The sequence below is a fragment of the Amycolatopsis sp. NPDC004747 genome (genome assembly GCF_053601335.1).
Genome location: NZ_JBSGBQ010000020.1, coordinates 67236 through 92279, shown reverse-complemented (window position 1 = coordinate 92279; position 25044 = coordinate 67236). Strand labels below are relative to the sequence as shown.

Genomic DNA, 25044 nt, shown 5'->3' with positions numbered 1-25044 from the left:
CTCAGGCGAACGCCTCCGGCGGCGGGCACGAGCAGACCAGGTTCCGGTCGCCCGCCGCGCCGTCGATGCGGCGGACCGGGGGCCAGATCTTCGGTGCGGCCGTCCCCGCCGGGAACACCGCCGTCTCGCGGCTGTAGGGCCGGTTCCACTCGCCGGCGACGCAGCGCGCGGTGTGCGGCGCCTGCCGCAGCGGCGAGTCCTCGAGGGGCCACTCCCCCGCCGCGACGCGGTCGATCTCCGCGCGGATGGCGATCATCGCCGCGCAGAAGCGGTCGAGCTCGGCGAGGTCTTCGCTCTCCGTCGGCTCGACCATCAGCGTGCCCGCGACCGGGAACGACACCGTGGGCGCGTGCAGCCCGTAGTCCGCCAGCCGTTTCGCGACGTCGTCGACCGTGACGCCGGTGGCCTTCGTCAGCGGCCGCAGGTCGAGGATGCATTCGTGCGCCACCAGGCCTTCGCGGCCGGCGTAGAGCACCGGGTAGTGGCCGCCGAGGCGGCGGGCGACGTAGTTGGCTCCTGCCACCGCGACGAGCGTCGCCCGGCGGAGGCCCTCGCTCCCCATCATCCGGATGTAGGCCCAGGAAATCGGCAGGATCGACGCGCTTCCCCACGGCGCCGCGCTGACCGGGCCGACGCCGGTGGCCGGGCCGGCCGCCGGCTGGAGCGGGTGGTTGGGCAGAAACGGCGCGAGGTGCGCGCGCACCCCGATCGGGCCGGCGCCGGGCCCGCCGCCGCCGTGCGGGATGCAGAACGTCTTGTGCAGGTTGAGGTGCGAGACGTCGGCGCCGAAGCGGCCGTACTGGGCGACGCCGATCAGCGCGTTCAGGTTGGCGCCGTCGACGTACACCTGGCCGCCCGCGTCGTGCACCGCCGCGCACACCTCGCCGACGGTGTCTTCGTAGACGCCGTGCGTCGAGGGGTAGGTGAGCATGATCGCGGCGAGGCCGGCCCGGTGTTCGTCCACTGTGGACCGCAGGTGCGCGAGGTCGATGTTGCCGTCGTCGTCGCAGCGGACGACGACCACCCGCATGCCCGCCATCACCGCGCTGGCCGCGTTCGTGCCGTGCGCGCTGGCCGGGATCAGGCAGACGTCGCGCGCGTGCTCGCCGCGAGAACGGTGGTAGGCGCGGATGGCGAGCAGGCCGGCGAACTCGCCTTGGCTGCCGGCGTTGGGTTGCAGGGAAACCGCGTCGTAGCCGGTGATCCGGGCGAGCCAGGCGCTCAGGCCGGCGGCGAGGTCCAGGAGCCCGGCGGCGTCTTCGGCCGGCGCGAACGGGTGCAGGCCGGCGAACTCCGGCCAGGTGACCGGCTCCATCTCGGCGGTGGCGTTGAGCTTCATGGTGCACGAGCCGAGCGGGATCATGCTGCGGTCGAGGGCGACGTCGGAGTCCGCCAGCTGCCGGAGGTAGCGCAGCAGGGCGGTTTCCGAGCGGTGCGCGTGGAACACCGGGTGGGTGAGGTACGCGCTCGTCCGGCGCAGCGGGGCCGGGAGGGCGTCGGCGGTGTCCGCGTCGAGGCCGTCCACATCGGACACCGAGACGCCGAACGCCTTCCACACGAGGGAAAGCCGTTCCCGGGTCGTCGTTTCGTCGCAGGCGATGCCGACGTGGTCGGCGTCGACGCGCCGGAGGTTGACGCCGAGGTCGCGGGCCGCCGCGACGACCGCGTCCGCCCGGCCCGGGACCGCGGCGGTGATCGTGTCGAAGAACTCGCCGTGCACGACGTCGACGCCGCCCTCGCAGAGACCCGCCGCCAGCACGGTGGCCATGCGGTGGGCGCGCAGCGCGATCCTCCGCAGGCCGTCGGGCCCGTGGTACACCGCGTACATGGACGCCATCACCGCGAGCAGGACCTGGGCGGTGCAGATGTTCGAGGTAGCCTTCTCGCGGCGGATGTGCTGCTCGCGGGTCTGCAGGGCGAGCCGGTAGGCGGGCGTGCCGTCGGCGTCCTTCGAGACACCGACCAGCCGGCCCGGCAGCTGCCGCTCGAGGCCGGTGCGGACGGCGAGGTAGGCGGCATGCGGGCCGCCGAAGCCGAGCGGGACGCCGAACCGCTGCGTCGACCCGACGGCGACGTCGGCGCCGAGCTCGCCGGGTGGCCTGAGCAGGGTGAGCGCGAGGGGGTCGGCGGCGACGACCACGGCGGCGCCGTGCTTCTTGGCGTCGGCGATGGTCAGGTCGAGTTCGCGGACCGCGCCGGAGGCACCCGGGTAGGCCAGCAGGATCCCGAAGAAGTCGCCGCCGAGCCCGAGGCCGGTCAGGCCCTGGGAGAGGTCCTCGACGACCAGCTCGATGCCGAGCGGTTCGGCCCGGGTCCGGAGCACGGCGAGGGTCTGCGGCAGGGTGTCTTCGTCGACGACGAACCGGCGGGAGGTCGCACGCCCGGCCCGGCGCACGAGCGTCATCGCCTCGGCGGCCGCGGTGGCCTCGTCGAGCAGGGAGGCGTTGGCGACGGGCAGGCCGGTGAGGTCGGCGACCACGGTCTGGAAGTTGAGCAGCGCTTCGAGCCGCCCCTGGGAGATTTCCGGCTGGTACGGCGTGTAGGCGGTGTACCAGGCCGGGTTCTCGAGGACGTTGCGCCGGATGACGGGCGGGGTGACGGTGTCGTGGTAGCCGAGCCCGATCATCTGCGCCATCGGCCGGTTGCGCGCGGCCAGCTCGCGCAGTTCGGCGAGGGCCTGCGCTTCGGAGGCGGCGGGCGGCAGTTCGAGCGGCTCGGCGGACTCCCGCAGCGACGCGGGAACGGCCCGCTCGGCGAGTTCGTCGAGGGAGGCGACGCCGATGACGTCGAGGATGTGCCGGAGGTCTTCGGGACCGGGCCCGAGGTGGCGGTCGGCGAAGGGAGTGCCCTGTTCCAGGGAGGCGAGTGACGGATCCACGATGGCCTCCAGGGGACAGCGGGGCTGGACCGGGACGGCGGTGTCCTGGCCCTCCCCACTCTGTCCGTACCCATTTCTGGGCGCCTGAGAGTTTCGCCCGCAGGTTGAGCCGGGCTTGCACCGTCGGCGGGGCCATCAGGCTGTGTCCTGACGACCCGCTTTCCAGAGGCGTCTCGTCCGCGCGGTCCAGGGTGCCTGAGAGGTTCCGGGGAGGACTTGCTCCTTCGGCGCCGAGCTCAAGGTGTGACTCGGACTCTCCCGCGCGGATTCGTCGACCGCACGGCCAACCTTACTCTGTCCGCCGCGGCGGTGATCAACCGGTCTTGCGGGCGTTGCGGCGCTGGGTGAGTTCGTCCGGTTCGTGCGTCTCGACGATGCCGCCGTCGGCGCGTTCGGCCGGGAACTCGTGGATGGTGCCGCTGATTTCCTGCATCGCGCCGCTGACCGCGATGCCGAAGACGCCTTGGCCGCCCTGGAGCAGGTCGACGATCTCCTCCGGCGAGGTGCACTCGTACACCGTCGTGCCGTCGGAGAACAAGGTCACCCGGGCCAGGTCGCGGACCCCGCGGACACGCAGGTGGTCGACGGCGACCCGGATGTTCTGGAGCGAGACGCCGGTGTCCAGCAGCCGCTTGACGACCTTGAGGACCAGGATGTCCTTGAAGGAGTACAGCCGCTGCGAGCCGGAGCCGTGCGCGGTGCGGATGCTGGGCGCGACCAGCTTGGTCCGGGCCCAGTAGTCGAGCTGGCGGTAGGTGATGCCGGCGATCTGGCACGCCGCCGGACCCCGGTAGCCCACCAGCTCGTCGGGCAGCGAGTTGTCGGGGAACAGTTCCCCCTGCTCCCCGGTCGCGACCTCGACAGGCTGCTTCTCGGAACCAGCCTCGACCACGCAAGCCTCCCCTCGCCCGACCTGGCGGCCGGCGAATGACAGCCGGGCGGCCCCAGGAGCGGGACCAGCCGGAGATCAACCGCCACGATCCGGCCCCAGACCGTGAATCACACCGTGACGATTTCCCTTCTTCGACGGTAAGCGCCCGGACAGTGCCGGTCAACGCGACGCGCGGCAAGCCCAGGCGGTCGGCTGAGCCTTTGAGCCGTTCGCCGTACCCACCTCTCGGGTGATCCAAACCCCTTGACAGTTTTACTCAGCCGAGTAACTTTTTACTCATGCAAGTAAACACCGACCTCATGGCCGAGATGGGGCTCAGCGCCGCCGAGGCCGCTCGCCGGGCGCAGATCATCGGCGCGACCATCGGCGTCCTGTCCGACCTCGGCTACCGCCGGACCACCTTCGCCAAGATCAAGGAGCGGGCCGGGCTCAGCAGCACCCGGCTGATCTCGTACCACTTCACGAACAAGGCCGGCCTGATGCAGGCCGTGCTGAGCACGGTCGTCGAGACCAAGGCCGCGTTCCTCACCGAACGCACCGGCGGCGGCCTCGACCCGGCCGACCGGCCCGGCTACCTGCGGGCGCACATCGAGACGTCGGTGGCGTTCCTGCGGGCGTACCCGGAGTGCGTCCGGGCGCTGACCGAGCTGGCCGGCAACTCCGACGACGCCGACGGCTGGGTGATGACGAAGGTGCTGGTCGACGACCTGCGCGTGCACGGCCTGGCCCGCCAGCTGCGGCAGGGCCAGGCCGAGGGCCTCTTCGGCGAGTTCACGCCCGAGGTGATGGCGATGTCCATCGCCCAGGCCATCGACGGCGTCGCCGCGGCCTACGCCGCCGACCCGGCGCTGGACCTGGAGAAGTACGGGCGCGAGCTGGCGGACGCGTTCGTCAAAGCGACGGCACCGTGAGCGCCCGGTCGAGCCGCTCTTCGATGCGGGCCTTCGGGAACGCGCCGACGATCGTCTCGACCGGCTCGCCGCCGCGGAAGAGGATCATCGTCGGCAGGGACATGACCTGGTAGGAGCGGGTGGTCTCCGGGTTCTCGTCGGCGTTGACCTTGCGGACGGCGAGCTCGCCGTCCCGCTCGGCGGCCAGCTGCTGCAGCACCGGGCCGACCATCCGGCACGGGCCGCACCAGGTGGCCCAGAACTCGACGAGCACGGGGACGTCGCTGCTGAGGACCTCGGCGAAGGTGTGGTCGGTGACTTCGCGAACTTCGGACACGGCGGGCTCCTTCACGGGCGCGGGGAATCGGGCACGACACACGGATCGGGTGCCTGGCGGGCCAGCGCGCCGGCGAGCTTCGCGGCCAGTTCCGCGCGGATGCCGCCGAGCCGGGCGAGCAGAGCGTCGGCTTCTTCGAGCTTGCGGCGGTAGACCTCGATGGAGCTCAGGCAGGAGTCGCCGGTCTCGTGGCCGCTGCGCAGGCATTCGACGAACGGGCGGGTCTCTTCCAGGGTGAGGCCGACCGTCTGCAGGGTCTGGATCTCCTGGACCAGCTGCAGGTCGTTCTCGTCGTACTCGCGGTAGCCGTTCGCCGAGCGACGGGCCGTGAGGAGGCCCTGGTCCTCGTAAAACCGCAGCGCACGGGTGGTGACACCCGTGCGCTGCGCCAGTTCTCCGATCCGCATGCTTCGACGCTAGACGTTGACGTCCGCGTCAAGGCAAGCCGACTTACGTATCGGCTCCGCGGAAGTCTTCGGGCGACACGGAGTCGAGGAACTCGCGGAACTTCTCGACCTCGTCCTCCTGCTCGTCCGGGATGATCAGGCCCGCCTCCTCCAGCACCGCGTCCACGGCGTGGATGGGGACCCCGATCCGCAGGGCCAGCGCGACGGAGTCGCTCGGCCGGGCGGACACCCGGATGTCGCCGTCGAACACGAGCTCCGCGAAGAACGTGCCCTCCTTCAGGTCGGTGATGACGACCTGTTCGAGCTCCCGGCCGAGCGCTCCGATGACCTCTTTCAGCAGGTCATGCGTGAGCGGGCGGGCGGGGCGGACCCCCTGCTGCTCCAAGGCGATGGCGGTGGCTTCGACCGAGCCGATCCAGATCGGCAGGTACCGTTCGCCCTCGGTCTCCCGCAGCAACAAGATCGGCTGATTCGCGGGCAGCTCGACCCGCACACCGACGACGCGCATTTCGCTCATCGGGCTTCGCCTCCCTCTCGTGCACACGGGCTGCAGCGCTGAACCGGCTTCACGCCCATACTCCCGACGCTACCCGTCATCCGTGCGCTGTGCTCGCTGTCCGGACTCTCTCGGTTCGCCTGCCGCAAACCCGTGCCTTCACGGTACGGCATGCGGTGCCGAACATTCAGTCATTGACATGGGACCGCAAAGAGGATCTCACTGCCCCGTTATCGATCAACACCCGGCGACGCCGCGGATTCCGGCCTTGACGAGGAGCGTGTGCAGGGTCACGGACAGCGCCGCGAGCTCCCGCACCACCTCGTCGGCCCGGGCCTTGGCCTCCGGGTCGCGGTGCCGGTACACCGGCGTCACGATCTGCTCCAGCAGGCCGACCTCGCGGTCGGCCGCGGCGCGGAAAGCACGCAGGTGTCTCGGTTCGATGCCGAATTCGGTCATCGCCTTGACCGTCCGCGCGACCAGCACCGCGTCCGGGTCGAAGAACCCCGCGGGACCGGGCCGGACCAGGCCGTACTGCTGCAGCTCGGCCAGCGCCGGCGCGTCGATGCCGGCCTGCTCCAGGAGCTCCTCCTGGGTCAGGCGCAGCTCCTTGCCCGGGGTGAAGTCGTCCGCCACGGGCAGGCCGACGTTCTCCGCCGGCGCGTCGATCGGGACCAGCCGGCGCGGCGGGCGGGGCAGGGCCGCGGCGGCCCCGGCACCCGAGTCCGCCGCGTCCAGCTGCTCCTTGATGACCTTCAACGGGAGGTAGTGATCCCGCTGGGCGGCCAGGACGAACCTCAGTCGCTCCACGTCCGCCGCGGCGAACTGCCGGTAGCCCGAAGGCGTGCGGCCCGGCTGCACCAGGCCTTCCGCTTCCAGGAACCGGATCTTGGAGATGGTGACATCGGGGAAGTCGCCGCGCAGCTGCGCGAGTACCGCCCCGATGCTCAGTCCGTGGTTCTGTGGCCGTCCGGCCGCCGTCACTGCGCCCCCTGGCCCCCGTGCCCCGGGCCGGTCAGGAAGACCAGGCGGAACTTCCCGATCTGCACCTCGTCGCCGCCGGCGAGCACGGCCTGGTCGACCGGTTCGCGGTTGACGTAGGTGCCGTTGAGGCTGCCGACGTCGATGACGACGAACTCGCCGCCCTCACGCCGGAATTCGGCGTGCCGGCGGGAGACCGTGACGTCGTCGAGGAAGATGTCGCTGTCCGGGTGCCGCCCGGCGCTGGTGGTGTCGCGGTCGAGCAGGAACCGCGAACCCGCGTTCGGCCCGCGCTTCACGACCAGCAGCGCCGAACCCGGGGGCAGCGCGTCGACACCCTGGACCGGGGCTTCCGGGGCGGGCTCGCGACCTTCGGCTTCGGCCAGGAAGTCGGCCCGGAAGACAGAGGTCCGCTCCGGAGACTGCTCCGGGGGAACGCCGCCGGGCCCGTCGTTCGTGCTCACCTGAGCTCTCCTCCACACATGCTGTGTTGCCATACTCAAGAACGTGTAGCTGCCAACGTACCGTGCCTGATCGATTCTCCGAGCCCCGGCTCCCCGAACCGGCGGAGCGGGCTTCAGCCCTTGGTCAGCGCGTCGTAGGCCTCGGCTTCGAGCAGGGCTTCCAGGCCCGCCGGGTCGTCGAGCCGGATCTCGATCAGCCAGCCCTCGCCGTAGGGGTCGCTGTTGATCAGCTCCGGCGAGTCGGCGACGGCGTCGTTGACCGCGACGACCTCGCCGTCGACCGGCGCGAACAGTTCGGAGACGCTCTTGGTCGACTCGACCTCGCCGAAGACGTCGCCGGCGCTGACCTGCCTGCCGACGTCGGGCAGGTCGACGAACACGACGTCGCCGAGCTGGTCCTGCGCGTACTCGGTGATGCCGACGCGCACGAGGGTGTCCTCGCCGCGGGTGGCGACCCACTCGTGTTCCTCGGTGTAGCGAAGCTCTTCAGGAGCGGACACCGCCGGTCCCCTTTCATGCCCTCACTGGAAGTGTTGGGCGAAGTCTTACACCCACACGGCGCAGCCGCCCGCCACGACCCGGCGGAAGCTCACTCCGCGGGTTCGCTTCGCAGGGCATTGCGCGCCTGGACGACGTAGAGCACGCCGGACCAGACGTAGAGGACCGCGCCCCAGATGGTGAAGGCGTACCCGATCGGCCGCGCGACCGCGGCGACGTCGGAGCCGCCCTGCGCGAGCAGCAGGAACGGGAAGGCGTACATCAGGACGAAGGTGGCGCCCTTCCCGAGGTAGGTGACCTCGGGCGGCGCGAACCCGCGGCGGCGCAGGGTGACCACGCAGACGCCGAGCACGGCCTCCCGCAGGACCAGCGGGACGACGACCCACCACGGGATGATGCCGCGCACGAGGAAGGCGATCAGGGTGGCGAGGATGTAGAGCCGGTCGGCGGCGGGGTCGAGCAGCTGCCCGAGCCGGGACATCTGGTTGAGCCAGCGGGCGAGCTTGCCGTCGAGCCAGTCGGTCAGGGCGCTGAAGACGAGCAGGGCGAGTGCCCAGCCGTCTTCTTCGGGGCCGAGCAGCAGCCAGAGGAAGACGGGCACGCCGGCCAGCCGCAGCAGCGACAGGATGTTGGGGACGTTCAGGGCCTGCCGCAGCAGCGACGGTTCGGCGGCGGGCCCCGCCTGAGCGGCGGGTTCGGGGGCGGCTGTGCTCACGGGGCCATTAAACAGCGGAGCGGGGCCGGGGCGCCCGGTGGTGCGGGGTGGGCCGGGGGTTGGGGTGGCGCCGGCCGGCGGAACGCAGGTCGGGGTTCGCCGGCGTGGGGTGGCATTGCGCGGCGGATCGGCGCGCCCGGGGGTCCGGCAGCGGGGGTCGGGGCACAGATCATGGCCCGGCTTCGCCGCGGAACAACCTCACGCCGACGGACCGGCCCACCCGTGGCTCTGGGCAGCGCGGGCCGGAGTGGCACGGCTGCCGGAAGGCAGATCGGAGCTGCGGCTCGCCGCGAAGCAACCTCACGCGCGGGTTGGGGCGGTGCGGGCTGGGGTCGAGCGGCCCAACCGGGCCCGGGCCCGGCGCGGGTCGAGGCGCAGGTTGGGGCGATGCAGGTTGGGGTGGCGAGGCACACCCAGGCCCTGGCCGGCGCCGGTCGAGGCGCAGCGGATTGGGACGATGCAGACTGGGGTCGAGCGGCCCAACCGAGCCTGAGCCGACGCCGGTCGAAGCGCAGCGGATTGGGACGATGCAAGCTGGGGCCGAGCGACCCAACCGAGCCTGAGCCGACGCAGGTCAAGGCGCAGCGGGCTGGGGTCGTGCAGGCAGCGGTAGCGCAGAGCGAGGCGCCCCGCTCGCGGCCTCCCCCTACCGGACCGGCCGCGGTGTCCAGGTGGCGCGAGGCTGCCCCGGCCGCCGGATCGATGATCACGGCCACACCCCGCAAGGCAACCTCGCGCCGGCCGGCCTGCCCGGGTGCCCTGGGGCACTCCCCCTGCAGGCCGGCGGCGAAGGCCGGGCCGCCCCAGCGGCCCGGCTCGTCGCGCACTTCAGCTCGCGCGGCGGTGGCTCCAGCCGCGTCGCTGCAGCTCGGCGCTGGTCAACGACTCGGGGCGGCCGCGGTAGTCGGTGCCCATCCAGCGGGCGCGGCCGGCGCGTCCCTCGAGGACGTACGGGCGGCCGCCGCACCAGACCACGGTGCTCGGGACGGTCGGCGGACTGGACGGGTCTTCGGTGCTTGTCACAGCGTCGGCGTTCATCGCTCTCACGGATTCGGGACGGTTTCGGGGACGGGAAGCCCTTCGGCCTCCACCAAGATCTTCGGCCCGCGGGGCCGGATTGTTAACCGCCTCGGCGCGAATTAGACCGATCGATTCTTGATGACAGCGGGAGGTTTCGGAGCGTGAACGGAATGTTAATCGTCCATTGTGGACACCATTTCGGCAGCCACCGGACCGGGCCGCCGGGCCGCTGTTGTAATCTCCGGCACACCCCTGGGCACGTCGCCCGCGGGACCAGGACGAACCGGGGAGGAAGGATCGCGGTGCCCCACCCGACCACCACGAGGACGTGGCTCGTGGCCTGCCTCGCCCTGCCCGCGCTGGCCGCCTGCTCGGGTGCCCCCGCCGCGCAGGCTCCCCCGGCCCCGCCGCCCGCCGCCACGACACCGTCGGTGACGACGTCGGCCGCCACCCCGCCGCCTCCGCCCGGCGGCACCGGCAGCGAGTCCGCGCCGCCGCCGGTCACCAAGCCGTCCGGGCCGCCGCCGTCGGTGCCTGGGTCGTGCGGCACCGTCACCGCCGCCAGCGGGCTGACGCTCTACGTCTTCGACAGCGGCTCGGCCGGGGTCAGCTGCGTGTCGGCGACGAAGCTGGTCGGCGACTTCCACCGCAAGATCGCCGGGCGCCAGGGCGCCGGCTCGAACGACGCGGTGAACGAGACCGTCGACGGCTGGCTGTGCACGTCCGGGCCGCCCGCCGCCCAGGGCGGCACCACCTGCACCAAGGGCGAGCAGACGGTCTTCGCCGCCGTCGTGCCGTCCGAGTGAGTCCGTTCCGATCCGCTCCTGAAGGGCCCATGAAGACTCTCGCGTACCCCCTGCTGCTCGTCGCCGCGGCCGCCGCCCTGGCCGGCTGCGGCGGCGGCGACCCGGCGCCCGCCGCGCCGTCCTCCTCCGCCGGTCCCGTCCCCGCGGCGGCCGCGGCCGCCGCGTCCACCGCCCCGGGCGTGCCGTGCGGCGACGTCACCGGGACAGGCGGCGCCAAGACGGCGGTCGTCGCGCACGGCCAGGTCGACTGCGCCGCGGCGACGAAGCTGCTCAAGGACTACTTCGCGAAGCTGACCCCGGCCGAGGCGAACGACGCCGACGGCCCGGGCCCGATCGTCCTGGACGAGTGGACGTGCGGCAGCGGCCCGAAGGACCCGGTGACGGCGTGCTCGACCGAGGACGGCCGCCAGGTCGAGGGCACCCGCAGCTGAGCCTCAGGACTTGAGGTCCGGGAAGTCCTCCTCGCGGTACTCCGTCCCCTCGCCGCGCTTCGGGTCACCCTCGCGGCCCCGCAGCTCGACGCGGCGGATCTTGCCCGAGATCGTCTTGGGCAGCTCCGCGAACTCCAGCCGCCGGATGCGCTTGTACGGCGCCAGGTGCTCGCGGCAGTACGCCAGGATCGACCGCGCGGTCTCGGCGTCCGGCGAGAACCCCGAGGCCAGCACGACGTAGGCCTTCGGCACCGCGAGCCGGATCGGGTCCGGGGCCGGGACGACCGCGGCCTCGGCCACCGCCTCGTGCTCGATGAGCACGCTCTCCAGCTCGAACGGCGAGATCCGGTAGTCCGACGCCTTGAACACGTCGTCGGTGCGCCCGACGTAGGTGATGTAGCCGCGCTCGTCGAGCGATCCGACGTCACCCGTGTGGTAGAAGCCGCCGGCGAAGGCCGCCGACGTGCGTTCGTCGTCGTCGGCGTAGCCGGTCATCAGGCCCACCGGCCGGTGCGCGAGGTCCAGGCAGATCTCGCCCTCCGAGGCGCGCTCGCCGCTGACCGGGTCGACCAGCGCCACGACGAAGCCGGGCAGCGGGCGGCCCATCGAGCCGGGCACGACGTCCTGGCCCGGCGTGTTGGCGATCTGGACGCTGCTTTCGGTCTGGCCGAAGCCGTCGCGGATGGTGACGCCCCAGGCCTTCTCGACCTGGTCGATCACCTCGGGGTTCAGCGGCTCGCCCGCCCCGACGACCTTCTTCGGCGGGGTCTTCAGCGCGGTCAGGTCGGCCTGGATGAGCATCCGCCACACCGTCGGCGGCGCGCAGAAGCTGGTGACGCCGCAGCGGTCCATCTGGGCCATCAGCGCGCCCGCGTCGAACCGGCTGTAGTTGTAGAGGAACACCGTCGCCTCGGCGTTCCAGGGGGCGAAGAAGTTGCTCCACGCGTGCTTCGCCCAGCCCGGCGAGGAGATGTTCAGGTGGACGTCCCCCGGCTGGAGCCCGATCCAGTACATCGTGGACAGGTGGCCAACCGGGTACGACACGTGCGTGTGCTGCACCAGCTTCGGCTTCGCCGTCGTGCCGGAGGTGAAGTACAGCAGCAGCGGGTCGGCGGCCTTCGTCGGGCCGTCCGGGGCGCACTCGGGCGACTCGGCGAACGCGGCCGAGTACGAGTGCCAGCCCTCGACCGGCTCCCCCACCGCGATCCGGGTGTAGTCCCCCGCGACGCCGTCGAACTTGGGCGCGTCCACCGAGCGGACGACGACGTGCTTCGCGGCGCCGCGCTCCACCCGGTCGGCCAGGTCGGCCGGCCCGAGCAGCGTGGACGCCGGGATGATCACCGCGCCGAGCTTGATCGCGGCGAGGATCGTCTCCCACAGCTCGCCCTGGTTGCCGAGCATGAGGATCAGCCGGTCGCCGCGGCGGACGCCGAGGCCGCGCAGCCAGTTCGCCACCTGGTTGGACCGGCCGGACATCTCCGGGTAGGTCCAGCGGTTCTCGGTGCCGTCCTCCTCGACGATCCACAGCGCGTACCGCTCGGCGTTGTCCGGGTCGTGCGCGACGACGTCGAACCAGTCGATCGCCCAGTTGAACTCGTCGAACTGCGGCCACGCGAAGTCGCGGTATGCCGTTTCGTAGTCCTCGCGGTGGGTCTGCAGGTAGTCCCGCGCGACGCGGAACGCGTGGTGGACGCTCACGCTGCCTCCTATTCGCCCTTGAACTCCGGCGGGCGGCGCTCCAGGAAGGCCTGGACCGCCTCGCCGAGGTCCTTGCTGGGCAGGAACGCCGAGTTCCAGGCGGCGACGTACCGGAGGCCGTCGGCGACCTGGCGCTCGGTGTTCGCCGCCAGTACCTGCTTCGTACCCTGCACCACCAGCGGCGGGTTCGCAGCGATCTCGCCGGCGAGTTCGCGGGCGGCCTTCAGCAGCGTGTCCTGATCCGGGTAGACGTCGTTGACCAGCCCGATCTTCTCGGCGCGGGCGGCGTCGATGTCCTTGCCGGTGAGGGCGAGCTCCCGCAGGTGCCCCTCGCCGATGATCGGGGCGAGCCGCTGCAGGCTGCCGAGGTCGGCGACGATGGCGACGCGCACCTCGCGGACGCTGAACTTGGCGTCGGCGCTGGCCAGGCGCACGTCGGCGGCCGCGACGACGTCGACCCCGCCGCCGATGCACCACCCCGAAACCGCCGCGACGACCGGTTTGCGGCAGTCCGCGATCGAGCTGACCGCCGCCTGCAGGGACCGGACCTGGTCGAGGAACGCCGTGCGCGGGCCGGCCAGGTTCTCGCCGCCGAGCATCGGCGCCCAGTCGCCCATCATCGCGGGCAGGTCGAGGCCGTAGGAGAAGTGCTTGCCGCTGCCGGTCAGCACGACCGCCCTGACCTGCGGGTCGGCGTCCAGCGCGCGGAAGACCAGGGGCAGCTCGCGCCAGAAGTCCGGGCCCATCGCGTTGCCCTTCGACGGGCCGAGGAGCGTCACTTCGGCCACGGAGCCGTCGATGTCGACCTTGAGGGACACCAGGTCGGGCAGACTGTCAGCAGTAGCGGTCATGGGGGTCATCTTGACCCATGCCCGCGACGACCCGCCATTGGCACGGTGTCAATTGCCCCCTATGTCACTGTGCCGACCCGGTCGGGGAATGCTTTCCTGGAAGAACCGACGCCGAAACGGGGAGGACGGTGGGACATGAGCCCGGCCAGCGCGACCGCGATCGAGTCCGAACCCCCGCCCGCCCCCGTCCGGCGGGCCTCCCGCCCGATCGAGCTGACCGGCTCGTTCGACCACGAGGGGCACCGGCTCTGGTACACCGAATTCGGCAGCGGCGACAAAGTCGTCGTCCTCACCCACGGCATCATGCTGACCCGCCGGATGCACGCGCCGCTGGCGCGCCGGCTGGCCCGCGCCGGGTTCCGGGTGATCACCCTCGACCTGCTCGGCCACGGCGACTCCGACCGGCCGACCGAGTCGTGGCTCTACTCGATGCCGTCGTTCGCGGAGCAGACCCTGGCCCTGCTGGACCACCTCGAGGTCGACTCCGCCGTGATCGGCGGGACGTCACTGGGCGCGAACGTCTCGCTCGAAGTGGCGGTGCAGGCGCCGTCGCGGGCGCGGGGGCTGATCGTCGAGATGCCGGTGCTGGACAACGCGATCGTCGCCGGGCTGGTCACCTTCGCGCCCCTGCTGATGGCGGCCCGGTTCCTGCCGTTCACGGTGCAGGCGGTGGCGCTGGCGGCGTCGGTGGTCCCGCACGGCAACCAGTGGGTCGACGTCGTCACGGACACGCTGTCCCAGCGCCCGGCCCCGATGGCGGCCCTGCTGCACGGGGTGCTGTTCGGCCGGATCGCGCCGCCGAAGTCGGTCCGCCGCAAGATCACGACGCGGGCCTTGGTGATCGGCCACCAGGGCGACCCGATCCACCCGTTCGGCGACGCGGACACCCTGGCGGTCGACATGCCGGACGCGGAGTTCGTCCAGGCCCGCAGCCCGGTCGAGCTCCGCTTCGACCCGACGAGGCTGTCGGACGCGATCCGCGATTTCGCCGCGAGCTGCTACGCGGACTGACATGCCGTTGGTGTGGGTGACCGGCAACTCCGGGGCCGGCAAGTCGGCGGTCTGCGCGGTCCTGAAGGAACGCGGCGAGCTCGCGGTCGACGCGGACAACGAGGGCTACCACCACTGGGCCGACCGGACGACCGGGCAGGTCGTCGCCGATCCGCCCGACCCGGTGCCGGCGGGCTGGCTCGACCGCTTCGGCTGGCGGATCAGCCGGGCGAAGGTGGAAGCCCTCGCGGCCCGGGCGGCCGGTGAGATCGCGTTCTTCTGCGGCTGCCCCGAGAACGAAGAGGACGTGCGGGACCTCTTCGACCTGGTGATCTGCCTGGTGATCGACGAAGACACCCTCCGGCACCGGCTCCTGACCCGCACGACGAACTCTTTCGGCAAGCACCCCGAGGAACTCGCGGCGGCCCTCGACGCGAACGCCTACCGGCACCCCGGCGCCACGATCGTCGACGGAACCCGCCCGCTGCCCGACGTCGCCGACGCGATCCTCGCCGCCGCCCGCTCCCCGGAACTCGCGTGATCAGCTCCGGATCTCGCGTGATCGGAGCCGCAACTCGCGAGATCCGGCTTCGATCACGCCAGTTCCGGCTTCGATCACGCGAGTCACGGGCCTGATCACGCGGGGGCGAGGCCGGCGACCGGGCCGATCACGATCACGGCCGGGGGACGGACTCCGGACGCGGCCGCGTCGGTGACCACGGTGTCCAATGTGGATCGGAGGGTGCGCTGGGTGCGCATCGTGCCGTCCTCGACGATCGCCACCGGGGTGTCGGCCGGGCGGCCGCCGTCCAGGAGGGCCTTGGCGAACTGCGGGAGCCGCTCCACGCCCATCATCAGCACGATCGTGCCGCGCATGCGGGCCAGCAGGTCCCAGTCGACCAGGGAGCGGTCGTCGCCGGGGGCGACGTGGCCGGAGACCACCACCACCTCGTGCGCGACGCCGCGGTGGGTGACCGGGACGTCCGCCACCGCCGGGACCGCGAATGCGCTCGTGATGCCCGGGACCATCGTCACCGGGACACCCGCCTCCGCGCAGGCCAGCACCTCCTCGAAGCCGCGGCCGAACAGGTACGGGTCGCCGCCCTTGAGGCGGACGACGAACTTGCCCTCCTTGGCGCGCTCGATCAGCGTGCTGTTGATGACGTCCTGGCTGGCCGCGCGGCCGTACGGGATCTTCGCCGCGTCGACGATCTCCACCTCCGGCGCGAGCTCGTCGAGCAGCTCCCGGGGCGCGAGCCGGTCCGCCACGACGACGTCCGCGCGCGCGAGCAGGCGACGGCCGCGAACCGTGATCAGCTCCGGGTCGCCCGGGCCGCCGCCGACCAGCGCCACCCCGGGCAGCGTGCCCTCGGGGTGGGGCTGACGGCCGTCTTCGATCGTGCCGTTGTGCAGGCCGTCGAGCATCGAGTCGCGGACCGCGGCCGAGCGCAGGGGCTCGCCGCCCGACAGCACGCCGAACAGCAGGCCGCCGTGCCGCCCGGACGCCGGGGTCACCGCCGACCCCGACTCGCCTTCGTCGGCGCGGACGCAGAACACCCGCTCCCGCTCGGCCTCTTCGCAGACGGCGGCGTTCACCTCGGGGTCGTTCGTGCAGGCCAGCGCGTACCAGGCGTCGCGCAGGTCACCGGGCTCGTACCGGCGTTCGTGCCAGACCAGCTCGCCCGCGTCCACCATCCCCTGCACCGACGGCGTCGTGTGCGGTGACACCAGTTCGACGCGGGCGCCCGCCGCGATCAGCCGGGGCAGCCGTCGCTGGGCCACGCTGCCGCCGCCGAACATCACGACGCGGCGGCCGGTCAGCTGGAGGCCGGAGAGGTAGTGCGGGTCGTCCATGGGCGGGAGTTTATTGGCGCGCGAGCCCCGCGCCAGCCCAGCGTGGGTCACGCCACCCGGAACACCGGCCCGCGGGACGCGAACGGCAGCCGCGCGCCCCTCGGCACCAGGTACGCGTGCTCGCGGCGCGGCCGGACGTGGTCACGGCAGGCGTCGGTGATGATCAGGATCGGCCCGTCGGCCGGCCGCTGCAGCAGGTCGACGCCGGACTGCAGGCACGGACGACCTCGGTGTCGACGACCAGGGTGAACCCGGCCGCGACCGCGCCGAGCAGCGGGAACGACGAGACGAACCAGGACAGGGCGCGGTCCCACTCCCCCATCGCCCGCCGGTGCCGGGTCCGGCCGCGGGCATCCGCGGCGTGTTCCATGGCTTCGGTGGCCGAGGCGATCAGCCCGCGGGCGAACCGTTCGGTCCCCGGCTCCGGCTTCCCGTGGTACTGCCGCTGCCACCGGGACATCAGTTCTGCGAGCCCCAGGCACGGCCGCCCGGGTCGCGGGCGGCCTCGACCAGGAGACTCTTCGCGCGGAAGGCGAACTGGCGCACGGCCGCGGAGGGGCGTGCCGCTTGTCCGCGGGCAGGTCCTTGACCAGCCGCGCGGAAGGTCTCGGCGAGGAAGCAGAGCAGGTCGCGGTCGGCGGGCCCAGCGCGCGTCGCCCTTGAGGATCGCCTCCAGGTCGAAGGCGTGCCGGGCGACCTCGAGGTACGCGCGGAACGCGCCGGCGTGGGCCGGGGTGAGGGTGGCGTACGCCAGCAGGGCGACCGTCTCGTCGCCGGCGGAGTGGAGCAGGTCGGAGAGCATGTGCCAGGACCGCGGCGTCGAGAACGGCTCCTCGGTCTTCGGCGGCGGGCTCCACAGGTGGTCCGGGCGCTGGGTGAGGTACTCGACCATCCACGGGTGGATGCCGTTCCCGGCGGCCCAGGCGAGCGCGCCCCAGAGGAACACCGGCCGCATGACGGCGGTGGTGAGCAGGACTTCGGGCAGCCGGGCGGGCGTGACCGTGAGCTGGGCGTGCAAGCGTGGACATCCGGTGTCAGGACATCCCTTGCGACGCCCCCTTTCGTACGCTCATGGTCGCGCGCCGCCCGGCCTTCGCACCCGGGTTAATTCGCGCGGCCCGCGGAGGGGTAGGGCAGCAAAGCCATCTCACGGGCGTTCTTGATCGCCGTGGCGACCTGTTTCTGTTGCTGCGGGGTCAATCCCGTGACGCGGCGGGCGCGGATCTTGCCGCGATCGGAGACGAACTTCCGCAGCAGGTCGACGTCCTTCCAGTCGACGTGGGTGATCTTGTTGGCGTGCAGCAGGTTCACCTTGCGCTTGGCCGGACGGTCGCGGTGCGGCTTCGGCATCCGGCTCACCAGCTCGACTTCGCGACGCCGGGCAGCTCGCCGTGGTGCGCGGCCTGCCGCATCTTCACCCGCGACAGCCCGAACTTCCGGAGATAGCCGCGGGGACGGCCGTCCGAGACGTCGCGGTTGCGGATCCGGGTCGGGCTCGCGTCGCGCGGCAGCTTCTGCAGCGCGACGACGGCCGCGGCCTTCTCCCCGGCCGACGAGCCCGGTGAGGCGACGACGGCCTTGAGCGCGCGGCGGCGTTCGACGTACCGCGCGGCGATCACCTTCCGCTGCTCGTTCTTCGCGATCTTCGACTTCTTCGCCATCAGCGCTCTTCCTTGAACTCGACGTGCTTGCGCGCCACGGGGTCGTACTTGCGCAGGACCATCCGGTCCGGGTCGTTCCGGCGGTTCTTCTTCGTCACGTACGTGTAGCCGGTGCCCGCGGTGGACCGCAGCTTGATGATCGGCCGGACGTCGGTGCTCTTCGCCATTACAGCTTCACCCCCTTCGCCTTCAGCTCGGCGACGACGGCCTCGATGCCGCGCTTGTCGATCGTCTTCATGCCCTTGGCGGACACGCGCAGCCGCACCCAGCGGCCCTCACTGGGCACGAAGTAGCGACGGTTCTGCAGGTTCGGCTCCCAGCGCCGCGAGGTGCGGCGGTGGGAGTGCGAGACCTGCTTGCCGTAGCCCGGCTTGCGGCCGGTGACCTGGCACACGGCGGACAAGAGCCCTCCCGAGTTGATAGTGGTTTTCGTTTTCAGTTACTGTAGCGCACCGCACCCCGTCCGCATTCCTGGAGCCGCAGTGACCCCCAAGCAGACCCGTCACCCCCGCGTCCCGCTCGTCCTGGTGAGCGGCCTGACCGCCGGAGCGAACGCTTCGCTGGCCGAGCTGCTGCGCGTGGCCGAGCCCGGCACCGCCGTCGTGCACCACGACCTGCGCGAGATCCACTCCGGCGTCGTCCGCCGCCGCCTGGAGCTCGGCGAGCGCGACGACCTCACCGTGCTCGAACTGGCCCACGGCTGCGTCTCCTGCACCCTGCGCGAAGACCTGCTCCCGCTGCTGCGGCGGCTGGCCCGGCGCCCGGAGGTGACCCGGATCGTCGTCCGGCTCGACGAGGCCATGGAACCGGAGCCGGTGAGCTGGGCGATCCGGAACGTCCTGGTCGGCGACCACCCGGTGAGCGAGGACGTCGACCTGCGGGCCGTCCTGACCGTCGTCGACTGCGCGACCTGGCTCGCCGACGCGACCGGCGACGACGAGCTGGCCGACCGGAACCTGCAGGGCAGCCCCGAGGACGAGCGGACGGTCGCCCAGGTCGCGTTGTCCCAGGTCGAGTTCGCCGACGTCCTGGTGCTGGCCGGCGCGGCCACCGACGCCTGGAGCGCCGCCAAGGCGGCCGCGGTGCTCGACCGGGTGGCACCGTCCGTCCCGCGGGTCGAGCTGGCCCGGATCGACGGCCACCGCGTGCTCGACGCGGTCCCGAAGGGCGCCCGGCGTGGCGAGGTCACCGACATGCACGGCGCCCTGCTGCGCGGCGAACCGCCGCTGCACGCCGACTGCGGCATCGCGCTGCTCACCTTCACCGCGCGGCGGCCGTTCCACCCGGCACGGCTGCACGACGCGCTCGACGTCCTCCTGGACGGCGTCGTCCGCACCCGCGGGCGCGCGTGGGTGGCCGGCCAGCCGGACGTCGCGTTCTGGATCGAGTCGGCCGGCGGCGGGCTGGGCCTCGGCCACGCCGGGCCGTGGCTCGCGTCGCCGGACGGTCCGGCGTGGGCGGACGTCTCCCCCGAACGCCGCACGCTGGCGTCCCTGCGCTGGGACCCCGTGCACGGCGACCGCGCGCAGGAGCTCGTCGTGGTGACGGACCGGACAACGCCCGACGAGATCGACGCGGCCCTCCGCGGCGCTCTACTGACCGACGAGGAACTCGCGGCCGGGCCCGGAGCGTGGGCGCACTACCCCGACCCGTTCGGGGACTGGCACGAGGAACCGTGCGAGGACACCGAACCCGACCCGGCGCGGCACTCCGCGGCGAACCGAAAGGAAGAACGATGAAGACCGGAATCCACCCCGACTACCACTCCGTGGTGTTCAAGGACTCGTCGACCGGCGACGCCTTCCTCACCCGCTCCACCATCACCTCCGACAAGACGATCGAGTGGTCCGACGGCCACACCTACCCGCTGGTCGTGGTCGACATCAGCGCGTGGTCGCACCCGTTCTGGACCGGCACCCAGCGGATCATGGACAGCGCCGGCCAGGTCGAGAAGTTCCACCGCCGCTACGGAAAGCGAGGCGATCGCTGATGGCCGTCCCCAAGCGCAGGATGTCGCGCAGCAACACGCGGTCCCGGCGGTCGCAGTGGAAGGCCGCGGTGCCCGACCTGGTGCCGATCAAGGTGAACGGCGAGACGAAGCTGGTCCCGCGCCGGCTGATCAAGCACTTCCACGCGCGGTGAGCGTTCCGGTCACGGTGCTGTCCGGCTTCCTCGGCGCGGGCAAGACGACCCTGCTCAACCACATCCTCGCCAACCGGGCGGGGCTGCGGGTGGCGGTGATCGTCAACGACATGAGCGAGGTCAACATCGACGCCGCGCTGGTCCGGTCGCAGGAGCGCCTCGTCGAGCTGACCAACGGGTGCATCTGCTGCACCCTGCGGGAGGACCTGCTGGAGGAGGTGGCGGCGCTGTGCGCGGACGACCGCTTCGACCACGTGCTCATCGAGTCCAGCGGCATCTCCGAGCCGATGCCGGTGGCGGCGACGTTCACGTTCCTGGACGCCGTCGCCCACCTCGACACGATGGTGACGGTGGTGGACGCGGCGAACTTCAGCCGGGAACTGGCGGCCGGTGACTCCCTCGTGGAGCGCCGGCTGGACCAGTACTCCGGTGACGAGCGGACGGTCAGCGACCTGCTGGTCGACCAGGTCGAGTTCGCCGACGTCCTGCTGCTGAACAAGACGGACCTGGCCACCGACGTCGACCGGCTCGTGGCGGTGCTGCGGCGGCTGAACCCGGCCGCGGACGTCGTCACGGGCAGCTTCGGGAAGGTGCCGCTGGAGCGGGTCCTCGGGACCGGCCGGTACGACCCGGTCAAGGCCCAGGAGGCGCCGGGCTGGGTGGCCGAGCTGAACGGCGACCACGTCCCGGAGACCGAGGAGTACGGCATCTCCAGCGTGGTGTTCCGGGCGGCCCGGGCGTTCGACCCGGTGGCGCTGTGGGACTTCGTCACCCGGCGGCTGGACTCCGGCGAGTTCGGGACGGTGCTGCGGTCCAAGGGGTTCTTCGCGCTGGCGTCCCGGCCCGGGGTGACCGGGCTGTGGTCCCAGGCCGGCACGGTGGCGCGGTTCGAACCCCAGGGCGTCGCGGATTCGCCCCGGCAGGAGCTGGTGTTCATCGGCGTCGACCTGGCCGGCGAGGCACTTCTGGAGGCGCTGCACGGCTGCCTCGGCGAGTCGAGCGGACCGGATCCGTTCCCGGAGTGGGACCCGGTCCACCTCCACTGAAACCGGGGCAGGATGGCGGGATGAACGGACGCGGATATCTGGAGAAGCTGATTTCCGACGGTCTGGGAAGGGGACGGGGGCAGCCGCCTGCCGGACGGCTGAGCGGGTTCAACCGGTGGGAAATCCGCGGGGTGGCGATCGGCCTGGTGGCCGCCGGGGCACTGGGCCAGGAGGAAGCCGACCGGATCCTCGCCGACCTGGACGTGACTCTGCAACGCTCCGGCCGGCTCAAGGTCGTGCACGCTGAAGGCTCGGCCTCGACCTCGATCAGCGGCGCGGCGGCGGCCAGGGCCGCGGGCGCCGAGCGGCCCGAGTGGCGGCAGGCGATCGAAGAGCCACCCGCGCCGGTGCTGCGGCAGGTGGTTTCCCTCGCGGGCCGCACCCTCGAGGCGGGTGAGCTGACGGCGGACCTGGTCAGCCTGGAGGTGTGGTCGACCTTCGTCGTGTTGACCACGGCGCGAGAAGGCGGCGAATCCCGCCGGATGCGAGAGCTCTTCCACCTTCGCACCGTCTGGCGCGGGTGGGACGACGCGGGAACCCAGTACCGCGGCGGCGGTGGCGGCGGATCCGGGTCGCACGGCCTGCTGGTGGAACGGCGCACGTTCGAACCCGGCCCGCCCGCGGAAGCCCGGTTGCTCACCCTCGCCGTCGAGTCGCCCGGTGGTCGGGCCACCATCCCGATCCCCCTGCCCGGCTGATCCGCCGCGGCTGGTCAGTGGTCGTCGTAGTGGTCCTCGTGGGTCGCGTGGCGGTGCCCGTCGTGCAGGTAGTCGACGTGGTCGCCGTGCGGGACCGCCATGTGGCCGCACCCGTCGCCGTGGGTGTGGTCGTGGCCCGTGTGCGGGACGTGGCCCGCGATCTCGCACTCGTCGAAGTGGCCGTCGTGAGCACGGTGCAGGTGGCCTTCGTGCACGTAGTCGATGTGATCGCCGTGCGGGATCGCCGCGTGCCCGCAGCCCTCCCGGTGCACGTGGTCGTGGCCGGCGTGCTCGACGTGCAGGACGGTCATCGGCATTCCCTTCCAGGTGTCCATTTCGGACGGTAACACCGGAAGCCGGGGGAAACCTCCCGGCTCACCCGATAGCGGCGCGTACGTCCGGGTTGATCAACCCAGGTTTATCAGTCTAGGTTGACCATCGTGACGGACGAGGAACTGCTCCGGGCGAGCAACGACCTGCGCGTCGCACTGGGCCGGCTGGTCCGGCGGCTGCGCCAGGGGTACGTGGTCGGCGAACTGACCACCCCCGAGCGCTCGGTTCTGTCCCGGCTCGACCGCGAGGGCCCGGCCACGCCGGGCTGCCTGGCCGACCTCGAACGCGTCAAACCGCAGGCCATGGGCGTGACGCTGGCCGGGCTGGTCGAGCGCGGGCTCGTCGAGCGGCGCAAGGACGACTCCGACCGCCGCAAGGTGGTGATGTCGGTGACCGAGGCGGGCGTCCGGCTGCTGGTCGACAAGCGGTCGCGGATGACGCGGCAGATGGCCACCGCGCTGGCCGAAAGGTTCACCGAGGCCGAGCGGCGCGAACTGCTCGCGGCCATCCCGCTGATCGAGCGGCTGGCGGACGAGCTGTGAGCTACAAGTGGGTCGCGCTGTCGAACACCACGCTCGGCGTGCTGATGTCCGCGCTCGACGGCTCGATCGTCATCATCTCGCTGCCGGCCATCTTCCGCGGCATCGGGCTGGATCCGCTGGCCCCGGGCAACATCGGCTACCTGCTCTGGATGATCCTCGGCTACCTGCTGGTGCAGGCCGTGCTGGTGGTGACGCTGGGCAGGCTCGGCGACATGTTCGGCCGGGTCAAGATGTACAACGTCGGCTTCGTCGTGTTCAGCGCCGCGTCGGTCGCCCTGTCGTTCGACCCGTTCCACGCCGGCGCCGGGGCGCTCTGGCTGATCGGCTGGCGGGTGGTCCAGGCCGTCGGCGGGTCGATGCTGACGGCGAACTCCGCGGCCATCCTGACCGACGCCTTCCCGGCGCGGCAGCGCGGGATGGCGCTGGGCGTCAACCAGATCACCGCGCTGGCCGGGCAGTTCCTCGGCCTGGTCGTCGGCGGCCTGCTGGCCGAGATCGACTGGCGCGCGGTGTTCTGGGTGAGCGTCCCGTTCGGCCTGCTCGGCACGATCTGGTCGATCCGCAGCCTCCGCGAGGTCGGCACCCCGCGGCGCGCCAAGATCGACTGGGGCGGCAACGTCACCTTCGCGGCCGGGACCGCGCTGGTGCTGGCCGCGATCACCTACGGCATCCAGCCGTACGGCGGCGCGGCCACCGGGTGGGGCAACCCGTGGGTGCTCGGCGGGATCGGCACCGGGGTGCTGCTGCTCGTGCTGTTCGGCGTCATCGAGACCCGCGTCGCCACGCCGATGTTCCAGCTTTCGCTGTTCCGGATCCGCGCGTTCGCCGCGGGCAACATCGCCGCGTTGCTGACTTCGGTCGCGCGTGGTGGCATGCAGTTCATGCTCATCATCTGGCTGCAGGGGATCTGGCTGCCCCTGCACGGCTACGACTACGAGCGGACGCCGCTGTGGGCGGGCATCCACCTGCTGCCGCTGACCGTCGGGTTCCTCATCGCCGGTCCGGTGTCGGGGTACCTGTCCGACCGCTTCGGCGCCCGGCCGCTGGCCACCGGCGGCCTGCTCCTGGTCGCCGCGGCGTTCCTCGGCCTGCTCGCCCTGCCGGTGGACTTCTCCTACCCGGCGTTCGCGGCCCTGCTCGTGCTGAGCGGCGTCGGCCAGGGCATGTTCGCCGCGCCCAACACCTCGGCGATCATGAGCAGCGTGCCCACCGAGCAGCGCGGCGTCGCCTCCGGCATGCGGGCGACGTTCCAGAACTCCGGAACGTCGCTGTCGATCGGCGTGTTCTTCTCGCTGATGATCGCCGGGCTGGCCACTTCCCTGCCGCAGACGCTGACCGGCGGCCTGCAGGCCCACGGCGTCCCGGCGTCCGTTGCCGACGGCGTCGCGCAGCTGCCGCCGGTCAGCACGCTGTTCGCCGCGTTCCTCGGCAGCAACCCGGTCGGGCACCTGCTCGGCCCGGACGTCCTCGCCGGGCTCGCGCCGGCCGACCGGGCCACGCTCACCGGCGGTTCGTTCTTCCCGCGGCTGGTGTCCGCACCGTTCCACCACGGCCTGGTGGTCGTGTTCACCGCGGCCGCGGCGATGGCCGTGGTCGCCGCGATCGCGTCCGCATCCCGCGGCGCGCGGTACCTCCACACCTCCGAGAAAGCGAAGGAGCACCGATGAAGGACGAGATCGTCGCCGGGACGGTCACCATCTCCGGCCACGGCGGGGACGAGCTCGAGGCGTACCTGGCGAAACCCACCGACGCGACCCCGCGCGGCGGCGTCGTGGTGATCCACCACCTGCCCGGCTACGACGCGGCGACGAAGGAGATGGTCCGCCGCTTCGCCGTCGAGGGCTACAACGCGCTCTGCCCGAACCTGTACACGCGAGAGGCACCGGGCGCGGACCCGGACGACGCGGCGGCGACGGTCCGCGCGGCCGGCGGCGTCCCCGACGACCGCCTGGTCGGCGACGTCTCGGGCGCGGCGGACTACCTGCGTGCGCTGGAGAACGCGAACGGCCGGATCGGCGTCATCGGGCACTGTTCCGGCGGCCGCCACGCCTTCCTGTCCGCGTGCTCCCTGGACCTCGACGCGGCGGTGGACTGCTACGGCGCGTTCGTCGTCAACGACCCGCCGGAGGCCATGAGGATAATGAAGCCGCTGCTCGGCCTGACCCCGCAGCTGTCCTGCCCGTTGCTGGGCATCTTCGGCGCCGACGACCAGTTCCCGGGGCCGGACGAGGTGGCCGTGCTGGCGGCGGAGCTGGAGAAGCACGGCAAGGAGCACGAGTTCCACACCTACGCCGACGCCGGCCACGCCTTCTTCGCCGTCGACCGCCCGAGCTACCGCCCCGAAGCCGCCAAGGACGGCTGGGAACGCATCCTCGGCTTCTACGCCCGCACGCTCACCGCCTGAAAGGACCCGC

General features: G+C 72.0%; 32 protein-coding genes and 1 riboswitch. Of the genes, 13 read left to right on the top strand and 19 right to left on the bottom strand.

Going from position 1 to position 25044, the window contains the following annotated elements; all coding sequences use genetic code 11:
- Position 1 precedes the first annotated feature (1 nt).
- Both gcvP and ACWEGE_RS29640 read right to left on the bottom strand, forming a co-directional pair.
- Complete coding sequence (gene gcvP / locus ACWEGE_RS29645) at positions 2 to 2878, bottom strand: aminomethyl-transferring glycine dehydrogenase (RefSeq protein ID WP_449663726.1); 2877 nt, start codon at positions 2876 to 2878, stop codon at positions 2 to 4.
- 172 nt (positions 2879 to 3050) lie between these two features.
- Positions 3051 to 3149: riboswitch (glycine riboswitch) on the bottom strand.
- 42 nt (positions 3150 to 3191) lie between these two features.
- Positions 3192 to 3770, bottom strand: coding sequence for a MerR family transcriptional regulator (locus ACWEGE_RS29640; RefSeq protein ID WP_033260631.1), 579 nt, complete (start codon positions 3768 to 3770; stop codon positions 3192 to 3194).
- A gap of 278 nt (positions 3771 to 4048) precedes the next feature.
- On the opposite strand from ACWEGE_RS29640, the gene ACWEGE_RS29635 reads away from it, so the two are divergent.
- A complete protein-coding gene (locus ACWEGE_RS29635; RefSeq protein ID WP_449663725.1) occupies positions 4049 to 4681 on the top strand; it encodes a TetR/AcrR family transcriptional regulator in 633 nt (210 codons plus the stop codon).
- Here the strand turns inward: ACWEGE_RS29635 and trxA are convergent.
- From trxA to ACWEGE_RS29595, 8 genes are all read right to left on the bottom strand, one after another.
- The gene (gene trxA / locus ACWEGE_RS29630; protein WP_449663724.1) at positions 4662 to 4997 is read right to left on the bottom strand and encodes a thioredoxin; all 336 of its coding nucleotides are present in this window, start codon (positions 4995 to 4997) and stop codon (positions 4662 to 4664) included. The genes ACWEGE_RS29635 and trxA overlap by 20 nt on opposite strands.
- Positions 4998 to 5008: 11 nt before the next feature.
- Positions 5009 to 5404 carry a MerR family transcriptional regulator gene (locus tag ACWEGE_RS29625; RefSeq protein ID WP_449663723.1) on the bottom strand — a complete coding sequence of 132 codons (396 nt, stop codon included), beginning with the start codon at positions 5402 to 5404 and terminating at the stop codon, positions 5009 to 5011.
- A gap of 43 nt (positions 5405 to 5447) precedes the next feature.
- Complete coding sequence (locus tag ACWEGE_RS29620) at positions 5448 to 5921, bottom strand: bifunctional nuclease family protein (protein ID WP_009078856.1); 474 nt, start codon at positions 5919 to 5921, stop codon at positions 5448 to 5450.
- 216 nt (positions 5922 to 6137) lie between these two features.
- A complete protein-coding gene (ftsR, locus tag ACWEGE_RS29615; RefSeq protein WP_449663722.1) occupies positions 6138 to 6884 on the bottom strand; it encodes a transcriptional regulator FtsR in 747 nt (248 codons plus the stop codon).
- Complete coding sequence (garA, locus tag ACWEGE_RS29610; RefSeq protein ID WP_004559567.1) at positions 6881 to 7345, bottom strand: glycogen accumulation regulator GarA; 465 nt, start codon at positions 7343 to 7345, stop codon at positions 6881 to 6883. Before garA ends, ftsR begins: the two co-directional genes overlap by 4 nt.
- A 113-nt stretch (positions 7346 to 7458) precedes the next feature.
- Positions 7459 to 7845, bottom strand: a complete 387-nt coding sequence (gcvH, locus tag ACWEGE_RS29605; protein WP_013226819.1) for a glycine cleavage system protein GcvH — start codon at positions 7843 to 7845, stop codon at positions 7459 to 7461.
- A gap of 89 nt (positions 7846 to 7934) precedes the next feature.
- The gene (locus tag ACWEGE_RS29600; protein WP_449663721.1) at positions 7935 to 8558 is read right to left on the bottom strand and encodes a CDP-alcohol phosphatidyltransferase family protein; all 624 of its coding nucleotides are present in this window, start codon (positions 8556 to 8558) and stop codon (positions 7935 to 7937) included.
- Positions 8559 to 9386: 828 nt separating this feature from the next.
- The gene (locus tag ACWEGE_RS29595; protein ID WP_449663720.1) at positions 9387 to 9596 is read right to left on the bottom strand and encodes a hypothetical protein; all 210 of its coding nucleotides are present in this window, start codon (positions 9594 to 9596) and stop codon (positions 9387 to 9389) included.
- 284 nt (positions 9597 to 9880) lie between these two features.
- On the opposite strand from ACWEGE_RS29595, the gene ACWEGE_RS29590 reads away from it, so the two are divergent.
- A complete protein-coding gene (locus ACWEGE_RS29590) occupies positions 9881 to 10384 on the top strand; it encodes a hypothetical protein (protein WP_449663719.1) in 504 nt (167 codons plus the stop codon).
- 29 nt (positions 10385 to 10413) lie between these two features.
- Positions 10414 to 10815: a hypothetical protein gene (locus ACWEGE_RS29585; protein WP_449663718.1), complete on the top strand. Its 402-nt coding sequence runs from the start codon at positions 10414 to 10416 to the stop codon at positions 10813 to 10815.
- A 3-nt stretch (positions 10816 to 10818) separates the two neighbouring features.
- On the opposite strand, the gene ACWEGE_RS29580 is transcribed toward ACWEGE_RS29585, so the two are convergent.
- Positions 10819 to 12513, bottom strand: coding sequence for an AMP-binding protein (locus ACWEGE_RS29580; protein ID WP_449663717.1), 1695 nt, complete (start codon positions 12511 to 12513; stop codon positions 10819 to 10821).
- A gap of 8 nt (positions 12514 to 12521) precedes the next feature.
- A complete protein-coding gene (locus tag ACWEGE_RS29575; RefSeq protein WP_449663716.1) occupies positions 12522 to 13364 on the bottom strand; it encodes a crotonase/enoyl-CoA hydratase family protein in 843 nt (280 codons plus the stop codon).
- A 135-nt stretch (positions 13365 to 13499) separates the two neighbouring features.
- Here ACWEGE_RS29575 and ACWEGE_RS29570 point away from each other — a divergent pair, with 135 nt between their 5' ends.
- A complete protein-coding gene (locus tag ACWEGE_RS29570; RefSeq protein ID WP_449663715.1) occupies positions 13500 to 14375 on the top strand; it encodes an alpha/beta fold hydrolase in 876 nt (291 codons plus the stop codon).
- Between the two features lies 1 nt (position 14376).
- Positions 14377 to 14895, top strand: coding sequence for an AAA family ATPase (locus ACWEGE_RS29565; RefSeq protein ID WP_449663714.1), 519 nt, complete (start codon positions 14377 to 14379; stop codon positions 14893 to 14895).
- Positions 14896 to 14990: 95 nt separating this feature from the next.
- On the opposite strand, the gene cobA is transcribed toward ACWEGE_RS29565, so the two are convergent.
- The 6 genes from cobA to rpmB form a co-directional block, all read right to left on the bottom strand.
- Positions 14991 to 16208 carry a uroporphyrinogen-III C-methyltransferase gene (gene cobA, locus ACWEGE_RS29560; protein ID WP_449663713.1) on the bottom strand — a complete coding sequence of 406 codons (1218 nt, stop codon included), beginning with the start codon at positions 16206 to 16208 and terminating at the stop codon, positions 14991 to 14993.
- A gap of 163 nt (positions 16209 to 16371) precedes the next feature.
- Complete coding sequence (locus tag ACWEGE_RS29555; RefSeq protein WP_449663712.1) at positions 16372 to 17226, bottom strand: hypothetical protein; 855 nt, start codon at positions 17224 to 17226, stop codon at positions 16372 to 16374.
- A gap of 86 nt (positions 17227 to 17312) precedes the next feature.
- On the bottom strand, positions 17313 to 17567 hold the full coding sequence (gene rpsR, locus ACWEGE_RS29550; protein WP_449663711.1) for a 30S ribosomal protein S18: 255 nt from the start codon (positions 17565 to 17567) through the stop codon (positions 17313 to 17315).
- Positions 17564 to 17869 carry a 30S ribosomal protein S14 gene (rpsN, locus tag ACWEGE_RS29545; RefSeq protein ID WP_449663710.1) on the bottom strand — a complete coding sequence of 102 codons (306 nt, stop codon included), beginning with the start codon at positions 17867 to 17869 and terminating at the stop codon, positions 17564 to 17566. Before rpsN ends, rpsR begins: the two co-directional genes overlap by 4 nt.
- A complete protein-coding gene (rpmG, locus tag ACWEGE_RS29540) occupies positions 17869 to 18036 on the bottom strand; it encodes a 50S ribosomal protein L33 (RefSeq protein WP_003091682.1) in 168 nt (55 codons plus the stop codon). The genes rpsN and rpmG overlap by 1 nt, the downstream gene beginning before the upstream one ends.
- Positions 18036 to 18272 (bottom strand): 50S ribosomal protein L28, encoded by a 237-nt coding sequence (gene rpmB / locus ACWEGE_RS29535; protein ID WP_003091680.1) that lies wholly within the window; start codon positions 18270 to 18272, stop codon positions 18036 to 18038. Before rpmB ends, rpmG begins: the two co-directional genes overlap by 1 nt.
- Before the next feature lie 79 nt (positions 18273 to 18351).
- On the opposite strand from rpmB, the gene mrf reads away from it, so the two are divergent.
- Genes mrf through ACWEGE_RS29510 form a run of 5 tightly spaced genes read left to right on the top strand, consistent with a single transcriptional unit; the run spans position 18352 to position 21755 of the window.
- The gene (mrf, locus tag ACWEGE_RS29530) at positions 18352 to 19608 is read left to right on the top strand and encodes a ribosome hibernation factor-recruiting GTPase MRF (RefSeq protein ID WP_449663709.1); all 1257 of its coding nucleotides are present in this window, start codon (positions 18352 to 18354) and stop codon (positions 19606 to 19608) included.
- Complete coding sequence (locus tag ACWEGE_RS29525) at positions 19605 to 19859, top strand: type B 50S ribosomal protein L31 (protein WP_449663708.1); 255 nt, start codon at positions 19605 to 19607, stop codon at positions 19857 to 19859. Before mrf ends, ACWEGE_RS29525 begins: the two co-directional genes overlap by 4 nt.
- Complete coding sequence (gene rpmF / locus ACWEGE_RS29520) at positions 19859 to 20011, top strand: 50S ribosomal protein L32 (protein ID WP_449663707.1); 153 nt, start codon at positions 19859 to 19861, stop codon at positions 20009 to 20011. The genes ACWEGE_RS29525 and rpmF overlap by 1 nt, the downstream gene beginning before the upstream one ends.
- Positions 20008 to 21057 carry a GTP-binding protein gene (locus tag ACWEGE_RS29515; protein WP_449663706.1) on the top strand — a complete coding sequence of 350 codons (1050 nt, stop codon included), beginning with the start codon at positions 20008 to 20010 and terminating at the stop codon, positions 21055 to 21057. The genes rpmF and ACWEGE_RS29515 overlap by 4 nt, the downstream gene beginning before the upstream one ends.
- Positions 21058 to 21077: 20 nt before the next feature.
- Positions 21078 to 21755, top strand: a complete 678-nt coding sequence (locus ACWEGE_RS29510; RefSeq protein WP_449663705.1) for a hypothetical protein — start codon at positions 21078 to 21080, stop codon at positions 21753 to 21755.
- Positions 21756 to 21769: 14 nt separating this feature from the next.
- Here ACWEGE_RS29510 and ACWEGE_RS29505 read toward each other — a convergent pair whose 3' ends face one another.
- Complete coding sequence (locus ACWEGE_RS29505; RefSeq protein ID WP_449663704.1) at positions 21770 to 22066, bottom strand: hypothetical protein; 297 nt, start codon at positions 22064 to 22066, stop codon at positions 21770 to 21772.
- A gap of 129 nt (positions 22067 to 22195) precedes the next feature.
- Here ACWEGE_RS29505 and ACWEGE_RS29500 point away from each other — a divergent pair, with 129 nt between their 5' ends.
- The 3 genes from ACWEGE_RS29500 to ACWEGE_RS29490 are packed head-to-tail and all read left to right on the top strand — an operon-like array spanning position 22196 to position 25034.
- The gene (locus ACWEGE_RS29500; RefSeq protein ID WP_449663703.1) at positions 22196 to 22630 is read left to right on the top strand and encodes a MarR family winged helix-turn-helix transcriptional regulator; all 435 of its coding nucleotides are present in this window, start codon (positions 22196 to 22198) and stop codon (positions 22628 to 22630) included.
- On the top strand, positions 22627 to 24297 hold the full coding sequence (locus ACWEGE_RS29495) for an MFS transporter (protein ID WP_449663702.1): 1671 nt from the start codon (positions 22627 to 22629) through the stop codon (positions 24295 to 24297). The genes ACWEGE_RS29500 and ACWEGE_RS29495 overlap by 4 nt, the downstream gene beginning before the upstream one ends.
- Positions 24294 to 25034, top strand: coding sequence for a dienelactone hydrolase family protein (locus ACWEGE_RS29490; RefSeq protein WP_449663701.1), 741 nt, complete (start codon positions 24294 to 24296; stop codon positions 25032 to 25034). The genes ACWEGE_RS29495 and ACWEGE_RS29490 overlap by 4 nt, the downstream gene beginning before the upstream one ends.
- Positions 25035 to 25044 lie beyond the last annotated feature (10 nt).